An 11,060-nucleotide genomic window follows, 5' to 3' on the forward strand; every position below is an offset into this window, starting at 1 on the left:
CATTATCGCAGCGGCCGCCGCTGTCTTCGCAGCCACCCGCACCCCAGCTGACCAGCACCTCAACCGGCAAGATCACGATCTACAGCTGCCGTGTCTGTCTCAGGTTCAACTCGCGTATCGCGGAACGGAATTCACCGGAGGTGTATTCGCTGCCGCGATCGGAGTGGAAGACGCAGCCGGGCTGCGGGCTGCCACGGCCGGCGGCCATGCGCAGGGCCTCGGTGACGAGCTCGGCGCGGTGGTGGTCTGCCATCGCGTACCCGATCACCTCGCGGGTCGCCAAATCGATGACGGTCGCCAGATACCACCAGCCTTCCAGCGTCGGAAGGTACGTGATGTCGCCGACGAGCTTGATGCCGGGCCGCTTGGCGGTGAAGTCGCGGCCGACCAGGTCCGGGGCCGGGGCGGCCTTGGTGTCCTGCCTGGTCAGGCTGTGGCGTTTGCGCCGGGTGATGCCGCGGATGTCGCGCTCTCGCATGATCCGCTCGACCTTCTTCCGGTTGACCGGGTGCCCCTTGCGCCGCAGTGCGGCATGCACGCGCGGGACGCCGTACGCGCCCCGTGACCCGGCGTGGATCCCACGGATCTCCCCGGCCAGCTCGTTCTCCGCGCGCTGCCGCTCGGCGGCCGCCGGCCGGGCCGCCCGCCAGGCGTAATAGGCGGAGCGGTTCACGCCCATCACGCGGCACAGCAGGGCGACGCTGTAACCGTCGGCGTAGTCCTCGGTGGCCCTCTCCGCGTGGATGAACAGGCACTTCGTGCCTATTTCATCTCCTTCGCGAAAAAGGCCGTGGCTTTTTTTAGGATCTCGATGGTCTGCTGCTGTTCCCGGTCCTTCTTGCGCAGCCGGGTGAGCTCCTCGCGCTCGGCGCTGGTCAGCGCCCCTGGCGCCCCCTGGCCCTGGTCGGCCTTAGCCTGGTTCACCCAGTTCCGCAGGCTCTCGGAGCTGACACCGAGCTCCCGGGCGACCTCGGTCGGCGTCCGCCCGGAAGTACGGACCAGATCTACCGCATCCCGCTTGAACTCGGGCGTGTACCGCTTACTCATATTGCTCTGCTTACTCACTGCTCGGACTGCTTCCTCCGGGACTCATCTGTCCCAGTATCAACCTGTCCAGATCGAGGGGGGAACTTCACAGCGACGTGTACCCCAGCTGGAAGTACAAGGGGACGGTGGACGGCCTCGCCGTCGACACCATCAAGCGCGACAAGTCCGAGCTCAACATCCGCTGCGACCTCGAAGCGAAGTCGACCCGCAGTAAACCGGGCTGCGTATTCCCCCGCTACATCCCGACCTACGTCGTGGAGACGGCGCGGAACCCCTCAGCGGCGGCCTTCTACTGGATTATCCAGCAGAAGCTGCCCTCCCACCCGGGAAGCCGCAAAAATCCGCTCACCTACAACTCAGACGCGGCGCAGGCCTCCCAGAACCGTGACAAGGTAATTTGCCCGCGGAGCGGCGTAGGCGCGTTCATCCCGCACCCGGACTCCGGGGTGGCCAAGCCCGGCGGACCAAGCTGTGATGAGTACCCGTTCGCGTCCACGTACCAGAGCGGCGCCATGCCGGTGGCCAGCGGCGGCGGCGGCGTCACGTACGGCACCGAGTGCGTCCAGCTATACGCGAAGAAGCCGGTGGGCACCGAGGGATGGACACTCCGGGAGGACAACCGCTACCCGCGGCGCAACACCTGGAAGGAGCCTTGCGGACGTGCGTCCCTGCCAAGCGACGAGAACAGCGGCGCCGCCAATCGGATAGGCATCCGGTTCGTCCCTGCCAACCGCATCATCGACAAGGACCCCTACTACCTGCTGGCGCCCGGATTCGAGGAGTGCACCGACCTGACGCAGACATGCTGGGTCCGTACCCGCAAGTAACCTGAAACAGGAGCTGCTAACGCTGGGGCTGGGAGGTGTTCTCCCGGCCCCAGCACGTTCACACGGTGGTGAACGCGAGGGCCGGGAAGGGGTCCCGGTCCAGGGACGCGCGCGGCAGGCCGACCCCGAAGTACCGCTCCACCAAGGCCAGCAAGAGCACCTCGGCACTCTCCTCGGCAGTTCCGTCCGGGACGCCAGCCGCCACCAGCCCCGCGGCCACCAGATCCGACGCACCCCGCCTCGGCGCGGACTGTGCCAACTCGTCCCGGGCCGCCAGGGGCTCGAAGTACGCGACGATCTCCCCGTCCACGGCATGCATGAACCACACCGGCGGCGTGCCGCTATTGAGCACCGTGACGCACTCCGTTCCCACCGATACACGACGAACCGTCTCAGTCTCCGTACCCTCGGCGCTCCAGTGCTCCAGCGAAAACGCCCAGTCCCCGCTGACACCCAACCGCGCAACAGGGTCGTTCTCCATCGACTGCACGTACGCTTCGTCGGCAGTCACCGACGGCATCACAGCCTGGGTTTCATATCCCAGACGGGTGACAAGCTGGTCAACGTCGAGCCCACGGGCGAGCAGCAGGCAGTAGGCGTCGCAATCCTCCGGCAGCCAGCGGATTCCATCCATCGATTCCTCCCACGCCCTGCGCTATACCGGGCGTGAAGGGGCCAACGCCGCAACCAAATCTTCGTCGCTCCATCCTCCCATGACCCAAGGCCGGGAAGTTAAGGCTGGCTGACGGGCTGTCCAGCTGCGGTGCAGCGGCGATCTTCGGCGGGAAGGTTGCCGAAGACCAGCACAACGTTGAGGGCTCCTGGAACGGACGCAGTCAATGGAGTTGTCGTTACGACCCCATACCTTCACTGCGTCCTACGTCGCCCTTCGGCGAGGGAGCTCACCACCTCGGACAACAGCCCGGTCGGCATGGGGAGTTTTGAGGACTGCAACGGCTCTGCTGCCCAATTCGCTATGGTTCGGTCAGTGGAAGCCGAGCATGCCGGGTGCGTCGATGTCGACGGTGACCACGCCGGGCGGGTAGGCGGCCTCGGTGCCGGTGAGCAGGATGGACATGCCGGTGAACTCCGGGCGGGGCAGGGCGCAGTACAGGGCGTGGCAGGTGTCGGGGGCGCCGTAGCCGTCGCGGATCATGGTGCCGACGGTGACGGCCGCGACGGTGTCGAGGGGGTCGGTGATGACGCAGGACAGGGCCAGTACCCGGCGGGAGACGTCTTCCTCGTCGGCCTCGGCCTGCAGGAGGCACAGGGCGGGGACGAGCAGGTGATCGCCGGGAGTGCGGGCCATGTTGCCCGCCAGAAGGCCCAACGCCCTGTGGCCCTGGGCGAGGGCCTTGACCGCACTGGTGTCGAGAATGATCACGCGGCGGTGCCCCGGGCGGTGCGGGCCTTCTCGGCGGCGATCTTGTAGATGTTGGCCAGCACGTCGGGCGCCTGGTCGAACTCCTCGTCGCTGATCGCGACGCCCATCTGTGTGCGCACGACCTGCCGGTCGGCCGCCAGCCGCTCCGCGCGCTGCGCGGCGGTCGGCTGCTCAGCGGCCAGGACTCCCACCAGCTGCCCGATGCTCAGGCCACGCTCGCTCGCCAGCTCGGCAAGATGGTCGCGGATCTCCCGGGGGACTTGAATCGTCGTCGATGCCATAGCGCAACTATAAAGCCGCCATAGAGGATGCGGGAGGTCCCACAGGCCGGGAGCCGGTGCGAACCTTCAGGCGCTGTCACGTTGTGGGGGCGAGGTCTCGGGTCGTCAAAGCCCTGGTTTCGATGGGGGTGACGTATCCGTACTCGGACTGCTTCCTCCGGGACTCATCTGTCCCAGTATCAACCTGCCCAGATCGAGGGGGGAACTTCACCCTCCTTGATCACCCCTTGGATCACCCCAGGCTCAGCGGGTGGGCGGGGTGCCGCTCAGGATCGCGTCGACCAGGCCCGGGAAACGGTTGTCCAGGTCCTCTCGGCGCAGTGAGATCGCCTTGGAGCGGCCGATCCGGTGCTCGCGGGTGATGCCTGATTCGCGCAGGACGCGCCAGTGGTGGGTGGCGGTGGCCTTGGTGACCTCCAGGGGAAGGCTGCCGCAGGTGCGTTCCTCGGGGGAGGCGGCCAGTTCTCGCAGGATCAGCAGACGGACCGGGTTGCCCAGTGCGGCGAGGACGTCCTCGATCAGCAGCTGGTCGCGGTCGGGGTGGTACGTAACCATGTATTCGATTGTACGACAAGAGTCATACGGTGGGCGATTTGCGCATCTTCGAGTATGAAGGTACGTTAAATGTCATACCTTCGTACTTGCGTACTGGAGGCCGCCCCCCGCAGGAGGAACGCATGACCACCACCGAAGCTCCCGTCGCCATCGTCACCGCCGCCGGCGGGGGCATTGGATCCGCATTCGCCCGCGAATTGGCCGCCTCCGGGTACCGGGTCTCTCTGCTGGACCGGAACGACACCGTCCACGCCTTCGCCGAGGAGCTGGGCGGAATGGCTACGCAGGGCTCGGTCACCGAGGCGGCCGACCTCAAGCGGCTGGTCGATGCCACGCTGGAGCGCTACGGCCGGATCGACGCTGTGATCAACGGAACCGGCCACGCCAAGAACGGCCAACTGCTGGAGGTCACGGACGAGGACTGGCACGCAGCCCTCGACATGCTGCTGCTCAATGTGGTCCGCATGGCCCGGCTGGTGACCCCGCACATGATCAAGGCCGGGAAGGGCGCGTTCGTCAACCTGTCCTCGTTCACGGCCTTCGAGCCGCTCGACATCATCCCGGTCAACTCGAGCCTGCGCGCGGCGCTTTCCGGCTTCACGAAGCTGTACGCCCAGCAGTACGCCGCCGCCGGGATCCGGATGAACAACGTCATGCCCGGCTATGTGGACAGCTGGCCCGAGGACCCCGCGACCGTCGCAAGCATCCCCGCCGGGCGGTATGCGACCACCGGGGAGATCGCCAAGCTGGCGAAGTTCCTCGTCTCCGACGATGCCGCCTACATCAACGGCGAGAGCATCCGGATCGACGGCGGACTCGCCCGCTCCCTGTGACCCGGAGCCGGGAATGACCGATGAACAGCAAGGAGAGCGACCAATCATGAAGAAGACCTACGCCTTGATAGGCGCCGGCCCCAACCTGGGCATGGCATTGGCGAAGCGATTCGGCCGCGAGGGCTTCCGCGTCGCCGCCATCGCCCGTAGCGCCGAACACCTCGACAGCTTCGTCGCCGAACTCGAAGGCGAGGGGATCGAGGCTGCGGCCTTCATCGCCGATGTGACGGACCAGGCCGCCCTGACCGGTGCGCTGAACGACATCGAGGACGCCTACGGTCCCGTCGACGTCATGCAGTGGAACCCCATGCCGGGCTGGCAGGCCGCCGTAACGACACTGGACATCACCCCGGAGAACATCCAGTCCGCGCTCGACTTCAATGTGATCGGGCCCGTCACCGCGGTCCGCGCGGTGCTGCCCGGGATGGTCAAACACGGCGGCGGGGCCATGCTGTTCACCACCGGTGCCTCGGCGGTCTATCCGCTGAATGTCACGGCCAACCTGGGGATGTCCATGGCCGCGATGCGCAACTACATCTACAACCTCAACACCGTGCTCGCGGACAGCGATATCTACGTCGGCACCATCACGGTCGGCGATCACATCGACAAGGGCCACGCCGACCCCGATGTCATCGCGGAACGGTACTGGGAGATGGTCACCAAACGTGACCGGATCGAGGACCAGATCGGTGACGCGATCGCCGAATTCGCCCAGTTGTAGCTCTGACTCTGGTGGCAAATTCGTGGTCGTGTGTCAGGCGGCCTTGGTCAGGCCGTGGTCTGCGCAGAGTTGGTGGATTCGGGTGGGGCGGCGGGCGGGGGCCTGTGTGTTCTCGTAGTGGGCGCCGAGCCGGGTGATGTTGAGGGCCATGCCGATCATGACGTTCTGCACGTGTGCTTTGTCGATGCCCCGGTAGCGCGAATGCCGCAGGTCGGGGCCGCGTACGGCTTGGGAGATGGTCCCTTCGACGCCGGCGCGGATGTTGTAGACCTTGGCCCAGTCCTCGGCGTTCTCGCCCTGCTGGGCGCGGTGGGCGTTCATCCGGGCCTCGTGGACGGGTTCGGGGTGGATGGTGATGCTGCGGCCCAGGTCGGGGTTGAGGGCGCGGGTGCACTGCTCGCGCAGGGGGCAGGGGCGGCAGTCGCGGACCCGGAAGCGGAAGGTGAACAGGCCGCGGGCGTCGGGGCGCATCGAGCGGCTGGCGGCTCCGGCGGGGCAGGTCGCCTGCCCGTTGTCCCAGTCGATGGTGAAGTCGGCCGGGGTGAAGGTGCCCAGTTTGGCGTTGCGGCCGGTGGCGGTGACGACCGGGGCGATCAGGTTGATGCCGCGTTCGGTGGAGGCGGCGAAGTTCTCGGCGCTGGGGTAGCCGGCGTCCATCAGGTGCTCACCGGGGGCCAGGCCGCGGGCGATGAGCTTGTCCTGGATGTCGGTGGTCGCGGTGACATCGGGGTCGGTGGCCACCGTGGTGTGCACGTCGGTGACCAGGTTCGGCAGGTCCTCGTCGCAGGACTCCGACAGATGACACTTGGTACCCACCCACTCGGTGTCCGGGATCTCGCCCGGGCGTCCCTTGGCGCTGTAGCGCGCCTGGGGGTCGTGCGGAGAGTGGATCCGCACCGCCGCGGGCGGTAGTTCCTTGGCGTCCTTGTAGCGCAGGCGCCCGGTGCGGGTGCGCTCGAACTGCTGGTCCCACACGGTGCGCAGGCATACCACGTGGGGCGGGCCGTTCATCCAGGCCGCGTTCGGGTCGGCGTCGATGGCATCCAGGAGTTCCTGGCCATCGGCACCGATCTGCTCGACCAGCGTCTGGGCGGAGCCGTTCTTGCGCCCCAGCAGTCGCGAGGTCTCCACCTTGCGGCCATAGCGCTGGTCCCAGCCCTCCTTCAGCAGCGGCACCACGAAGCCGGGACTGACCCGGGCGATCTCCTCCAGAGCGGCGCGCAGGGTCTCCCCGCAGGTCTCGATCCGGTTCAACCGCCGCACACAGGCCAGCACCTCGGTGGCGTCCGTGCGCTGCCGGCCCCCCGACCGCACCAGGCCCTCCTCCTTCAACCGGGCCAGCATCACCTCCAGCACAGCATCCGCCCGCCCGCCCGTGGCCAGCCGGGTACGGAACTCCGACAGGACGCTGTGGTCGAAGCCCCGGTCGTCCAACTCCAGGCCCAGGGCGTACTTCCACGAGATCCGGTCGGCCACCGCCTCAGCCGCCTCACGGTCGGCCAGATTGTGCCGGAACTGCAGGACCACAACCATCAGCAACAGTGCCGGGGACAGCACCGGCCGCCCCCGCTCGGGGAACATCCCCGCCAGCGGCCCCTGCGCGAAGTCGGCGTCGGCGAACAACGGACCCAGAGCGTCACGGACCCGCATCTCATCGGTCCCGCGCGGGTGCACCCGTCGAGCCAGCGCGGCCGTGGCCTCAGGGACAGGCGGAACATCGACCGGACGCAACATGCGAAACTCCCAACAGCCGTGACGGACAACGCCCTTCACCGGGCACGCCACTACGATCCCACGCATCCACCACCGGACTTTGCCACCAGAGTCAGCTCTCGACTTTCGCTGTTTTCGTCGGTCATGCGGCGTCGTTGAGGCTGGCTGCGGCCCAGGCGGGCGTTGTCAACTTGCTGGAGCCTGCGGTGGCGTGGTCCGGGTCTGGATGTGTCTGGCCGCAGTGGGGACCCTGGTTCAAGCGGTCGCGGGCAGGGCGGCGCCGGTGGTGATCTGCCTCCAGGTGGTGAAGCGGGTCCTCATCTCGGCTCGGTAGTCGGGTCCGGTGAGGAGATGCCGGCGGGGTCGGAAGTGCGGGGAGATCCGGCTGAAGGCTCCCAGTAACCGTTGCGCCGTGTCGGCGGAGCGGAAGCCCTTCATGGCGCGTTCTCGTTGCCTCGTTGGCTGAACCCGTAAGGAAACAAGTCCGCGTGTCGTGAATCTGGCGATCCATATGTGGTATCCAGGCCCCGAACTGCAGCTTTGCGCAGTCAAGCCACCGCTACGGCGTGAAGTCGAGCGGGGATCGCAGCGGCGGCTTTGCAGCTCTCAGCCACTTTCAGCTCGTTCGCTGCGGGGCGGCGACACGCGGACTTGTTTCCTTACGGGTTCGCTGGTGCGAATTTTCCGCCCGGTTGTTCAAGCCTTTATGCGCACGGTGCTCGACCGACGGCAGCACCTCCCGGAGCGCGGCGCCGTAGCTACGGAGCTTGTCGGTCACGATCACCCGCTCCACCAGGAGCACCGGGAGGTTCTTGGCCGGGGCGCGCAGCACGGCGTCGGTGATGACCTTGCGGCGGCGGTCGAGGGGGTGGACGACTTCGGTGTGCCAGGCGTGGACGGTCCCGTACCCGGCCTGGGTGAAGGCGACGATGGTGTCGGTGACGGCCAGGGCGTGCCTGGCTCCGCGGCGGCCGGCGCCCTCGCCGGTCCCGCCGAGCTCCGTGCCCGGCGGCAGCTCGTCCAGCACCGCGCGCTGCCCGGCCCGCGTCAGCCGCCAGATCTTCCGGTTGTCCGGGGTGCGGCCGTCGGACGCGGCGAGCTTCGCGTGCTCGAGGTCCAGCAGCGCGTTGCGGACGAACTTGTCGCTCTTGGCCGCAGGAAGCACCAGGGCCTTCAGCTGGCCGGCCGTCGCCAGCGTCACCAGCGCCACCCCCTCCAGCACGTCACCCCTGATCTTCGATGAACTTCCAAAATGATTGGTCGAAGAAGGGTTGTAGGCAGTCGGCGAACCCCCCGATTTGCGGGCCTGACCTGGGGAAACACCGCCCCGTCGCGGAGAGTGCGCGGAAGGGGCGGTGGAACGGGCCGCGGAAGGGGTGGCGGCACCGGCCGTGTCAGCGCCGTCGGGGGCTGTCGGCGCTCCGGCCGGCTCGTGGCGGCCGGTCCCGGCGGGCCGGTGGTCCTCAGGGTCGGGCAGGTTCAACATCGTCGTCACGGACATCAGGCGGTTCTCCTACTTCATCGCGTCGGTGGTGCCCAGGGATGGGGGCCGCGTTGCTCAAGCGGTGCAACCGGCCGGGCCGGTGAACTGCGCCGGTCCGGCCGCCGTACCCGCGACGCCCACGCCCGCACGCTGCAACCCCGCCCCTTGACCGCGGTCTGTTCACCACGCCCGATTCCCGCTGATTAACCCCTTTGACCTCCCGGTTTGTCCGTGGCCGGGATCACAAACCAGGGCCGGGCAACACGGACGGGCGGCCAGCCCTGCGGGGAAGAAACAGGCACCTATCGGAGCAGCGCGGCGAGCGCCGGCCCCGGGAAGCGGGGCAGGTCAACGTCGGGCCGGGTCCTGCGGGCCCGCTTGACCCAGGTCCGCAGGGCCTCCGGATGCACATCGAGCTGATCGGCGATGCGCTTGACCGCGCCGGTCCGGCCGGCGGGGTCCTTACGGGCCTCCACCGCCATACGCGTCGCACGCTCACGGAGTTCGTCGGGGTACTTACGGGGAGCAGCCATGATCGGGATCCTTCCGGGTCTTCGATGTCTCCATCAAACCCGGGGCAGTTCACTGACGTTGTCGTGGCAGACGACAACGTTCGGCATGCTCAACCTCGCAGCCGCACCATCACGATGACACCATCTATCGTCGAAGATTTCGCGCCATCAAGCCGGGTCTGGTGCACTTGGTGGGGAGTGGTCACGTTCGGTGATCTCGGCGGGCTCAGTTCAGCAGAGCCATCTTCCTGAGGAGGGCGTACCTGGCCCGGCCGGAGATGAGCTGCCCGCCCGGAAGTCGCGCTCAGTAGCCACTCCCCACCAAGTGCACCAGACCCATTTACCGATGAAAGTCACAGTCGAACACACGCCTCTGTAGCCACCATCCGCCCCCAGCGCCCGTGTAACTGACCTTGATCGCAGGACAGTTACACAGGCACCGGAGTACGAACAGTCACACACGCTTTCGTTCACCCGAAAGGGTGATCATTCCCCCCGAGGACCCCGGAGCCGTGTATTTCAGGGTCCAAAACCAGGCTGCAACCTCAGCCGCTGGCGAGGGTACGGCCCAGGAGGGGCAGCAGGCGGTCCCAGTGGTGCTGCAGCGCGGCGGGGTCGAAGGCGTCGGTGTCGGACATGGTGAAGCCGTGGACGGTGCCGGGGTAGATCTCGGAGGTGTAGCCGACCCCCGCGGCGTCCAGGGCCTGGTCGAGCTCACCGAGGGCCTCGGGCGTCAGGTCGCCTTCGGCGTGGCCGAGGTGGACCTGGGCGGTCAGCTTGGCGAGACTGTCGGGCCCATCGGCGCCCACGGGGGCGTGGAATGCGGCGACGGCAGCCACCTGGTCGGGGTGGGCTGTGGCGGTGCGCATCGCCAGGAGGCCGCCTACGCAGTAGCCGGTCACCCCGACCGGTCCGGCACCGACCTCGGGCTGGGTGGTGAGGAACCTGAGGTAGGCGTCGGCGTCGCTCAGGGCACGTTCGGCGGTGTGCGCCTCGATCAAGGGCATCAGTTGGGCGAAGACCGCGGGCCGGACTTCTTCTCCGATGTGCTCGGGAAGTTCGATCACGGGTGCCGGGCCGTGCCGGTAGAAGTAGTTGGGGACGAGCACGTAGTAGCCGTGTCCGGCCAGTTCGCGGGCCATCTCCCGCAGCACGGGCCGGATGCCGAAGCCGTCCGCGTACATCAGCACCCCTGGGTGCCGCTTACCACCGTCGGGGAAGGCGGCGAAGGCGTCGGCCTGACCGTCCGCGGTGGGAATGTGCAGCATCTTGGTGGTCATGAGTTCTCCTGTCGTGGTTGACGTGTCGAGCTGTGATCAACACGACAGGAGGCGGAGCCCGCGCAGCAGCGCCAGATCCTCGATCCAACAGCGGGCCAGCACCAGCCCGTACGGCGCTCAGGGGAGCGCCGGGTCACCAATCCGTGTGTGGCGCAATGCCGTCCCGGTAGTCATCGCCGCACAGCGTAGCCCACCGGACGGGATCGATGCCAGCGCTTCCCAGCCCACAGTGCTGTTCGCGAGAATGATCTCGGCCAACACCTCGGACTCCGTACCCGGTCGACGCGCTGCCCGTGACGGACATAGCGATCTTGCGGCTGCATGGTCACGGCAGCTGTAGATCGTGATCTTGCAGCGGATGTTGGTCATGGGGTTTCGTCTGCGTGGGCATGCCAGGCGAGGTGGGATTTGCGGGCGCGGT

The 11,060-nt window shown here is 67.4% G+C and carries 12 protein-coding genes and 3 pseudogenes; 3 read left to right on the top strand and 12 right to left on the bottom strand.

Features of this window, described 5'->3' with window-relative positions:
* Positions 1–79: 79 nt before the first annotated feature.
* Both AC0Z36_RS28605 and AC0Z36_RS28610 read right to left on the bottom strand, forming a co-directional pair.
* Positions 80–766 carry an IS3 family transposase gene (locus AC0Z36_RS28605; protein WP_485465995.1) on the bottom strand — a complete coding sequence of 229 codons (687 nt, stop codon included), beginning with the start codon at positions 764–766 and terminating at the stop codon, positions 80–82.
* Positions 763–1,047: a transposase gene (locus AC0Z36_RS28610; protein ID WP_485465984.1), complete on the bottom strand. Its 285-nt coding sequence runs from the start codon at positions 1,045–1,047 to the stop codon at positions 763–765. The genes AC0Z36_RS28605 and AC0Z36_RS28610 overlap by 4 nt, the downstream gene beginning before the upstream one ends.
* 95 nt (positions 1,048–1,142) lie before the next feature.
* Here AC0Z36_RS28610 and AC0Z36_RS28615 point away from each other — a divergent pair, with 95 nt between their 5' ends.
* Entirely contained in the window at positions 1,143–1,874 is a 732-nt protein-coding gene (locus AC0Z36_RS28615) for a NucA/NucB deoxyribonuclease domain-containing protein (protein ID WP_485465985.1), read from the top strand.
* A gap of 58 nt (positions 1,875–1,932) precedes the next feature.
* On the opposite strand, the gene AC0Z36_RS28620 is transcribed toward AC0Z36_RS28615, so the two are convergent.
* The 4 genes from AC0Z36_RS28620 to AC0Z36_RS28635 form a co-directional block, all read right to left on the bottom strand.
* A complete protein-coding gene (locus AC0Z36_RS28620) occupies positions 1,933–2,508 on the bottom strand; it encodes a DUF6461 domain-containing protein (protein WP_485465986.1) in 576 nt (191 codons plus the stop codon).
* A 351-nt stretch (positions 2,509–2,859) separates the two neighbouring features.
* Positions 2,860–3,258 (bottom strand): PIN domain-containing protein, encoded by a 399-nt coding sequence (locus tag AC0Z36_RS28625; RefSeq protein WP_485465987.1) that lies wholly within the window; start codon positions 3,256–3,258, stop codon positions 2,860–2,862.
* A complete protein-coding gene (locus AC0Z36_RS28630; RefSeq protein WP_485465988.1) occupies positions 3,255–3,539 on the bottom strand; it encodes a hypothetical protein in 285 nt (94 codons plus the stop codon). Before AC0Z36_RS28630 ends, AC0Z36_RS28625 begins: the two co-directional genes overlap by 4 nt.
* Before the next feature lie 243 nt (positions 3,540–3,782).
* The gene (locus AC0Z36_RS28635) at positions 3,783–4,094 is read right to left on the bottom strand and encodes an ArsR/SmtB family transcription factor (RefSeq protein ID WP_485465989.1); all 312 of its coding nucleotides are present in this window, start codon (positions 4,092–4,094) and stop codon (positions 3,783–3,785) included.
* A 122-nt stretch (positions 4,095–4,216) separates the two neighbouring features.
* Between AC0Z36_RS28635 and AC0Z36_RS28640 the strand changes: the two genes are divergently transcribed.
* Both AC0Z36_RS28640 and AC0Z36_RS28645 read left to right on the top strand, forming a co-directional pair.
* Positions 4,217–4,927, top strand: a complete 711-nt coding sequence (locus AC0Z36_RS28640) for an SDR family oxidoreductase (protein WP_485465990.1) — start codon at positions 4,217–4,219, stop codon at positions 4,925–4,927.
* Between the two features lie 46 nt (positions 4,928–4,973).
* On the top strand, positions 4,974–5,651 hold the full coding sequence (locus tag AC0Z36_RS28645) for an SDR family NAD(P)-dependent oxidoreductase (RefSeq protein ID WP_485465991.1): 678 nt from the start codon (positions 4,974–4,976) through the stop codon (positions 5,649–5,651).
* Positions 5,652–5,684: 33 nt separating this feature from the next.
* Here the strand turns inward: AC0Z36_RS28645 and AC0Z36_RS28650 are convergent, their stop codons facing one another.
* From AC0Z36_RS28650 to AC0Z36_RS28675, 6 genes and pseudogenes are all read right to left on the bottom strand, one after another.
* The gene (locus tag AC0Z36_RS28650; RefSeq protein ID WP_485465992.1) at positions 5,685–7,301 is read right to left on the bottom strand and encodes an IS1182 family transposase; all 1,617 of its coding nucleotides are present in this window, start codon (positions 7,299–7,301) and stop codon (positions 5,685–5,687) included.
* A 318-nt stretch (positions 7,302–7,619) separates the two neighbouring features.
* Positions 7,620–7,829 (bottom strand): annotated as a pseudogene (locus tag AC0Z36_RS28655) (IS6 family transposase); the annotation flags it as partial.
* Positions 7,830–8,022: 193 nt separating this feature from the next.
* Positions 8,023–8,157, bottom strand: a pseudogene (locus tag AC0Z36_RS28660) (DDE-type integrase/transposase/recombinase); the annotation flags it as partial.
* A 6-nt stretch (positions 8,158–8,163) separates the two neighbouring features.
* Positions 8,164–8,865 (bottom strand): annotated as a pseudogene (locus AC0Z36_RS28665) (replication-relaxation family protein); the annotation flags it as partial.
* A 284-nt stretch (positions 8,866–9,149) separates the two neighbouring features.
* On the bottom strand, positions 9,150–9,380 hold the full coding sequence (locus AC0Z36_RS28670; RefSeq protein ID WP_485465993.1) for a transposase: 231 nt from the start codon (positions 9,378–9,380) through the stop codon (positions 9,150–9,152).
* Between the two features lie 524 nt (positions 9,381–9,904).
* The gene (locus AC0Z36_RS28675; protein ID WP_485465994.1) at positions 9,905–10,639 is read right to left on the bottom strand and encodes a dienelactone hydrolase family protein; all 735 of its coding nucleotides are present in this window, start codon (positions 10,637–10,639) and stop codon (positions 9,905–9,907) included.
* Positions 10,640–11,060: the final 421 nt, after the last annotated feature.

The organism is Kitasatospora sp. UYEF31, assembly GCF_057291755.1.

Bases quoted from the DNA above. Each gene is read 5' to 3' on its own strand.
- AC0Z36_RS28630 (WP_485465988.1), bottom strand. From the start codon at position 3,539: ATGGCATCGACGACGATTCAAGTCCCCCGGGAGATCCGCGACCATCTT.
- AC0Z36_RS28640 (WP_485465990.1), top strand. From the start codon at position 4,217: ATGACCACCACCGAAGCTCCCGTCGCCATCGTCACCGCCGCCGGCGGG.
- AC0Z36_RS28645 (WP_485465991.1), top strand. From the start codon at position 4,974: ATGAAGAAGACCTACGCCTTGATAGGCGCCGGCCCCAACCTGGGCATG.
- AC0Z36_RS28650 (WP_485465992.1), bottom strand. From the start codon at position 7,301: ATGCGGGTCCGTGACGCTCTGGGTCCGTTGTTCGCCGACGCCGACTTC.
- AC0Z36_RS28635 (WP_485465989.1), bottom strand. From the start codon at position 4,094: ATGGTTACGTACCACCCCGACCGCGACCAGCTGCTGATCGAGGACGTC.
- AC0Z36_RS28610 (WP_485465984.1), bottom strand. From the start codon at position 1,047: ATGAGTAAGCGGTACACGCCCGAGTTCAAGCGGGATGCGGTAGATCTG.
- AC0Z36_RS28670 (WP_485465993.1), bottom strand. From the start codon at position 9,380: ATGGCTGCTCCCCGTAAGTACCCCGACGAACTCCGTGAGCGTGCGACG.
- AC0Z36_RS28675 (WP_485465994.1), bottom strand. From the start codon at position 10,639: ATGACCACCAAGATGCTGCACATTCCCACCGCGGACGGTCAGGCCGAC.
- AC0Z36_RS28620 (WP_485465986.1), bottom strand. From the start codon at position 2,508: ATGGATGGAATCCGCTGGCTGCCGGAGGATTGCGACGCCTACTGCCTG.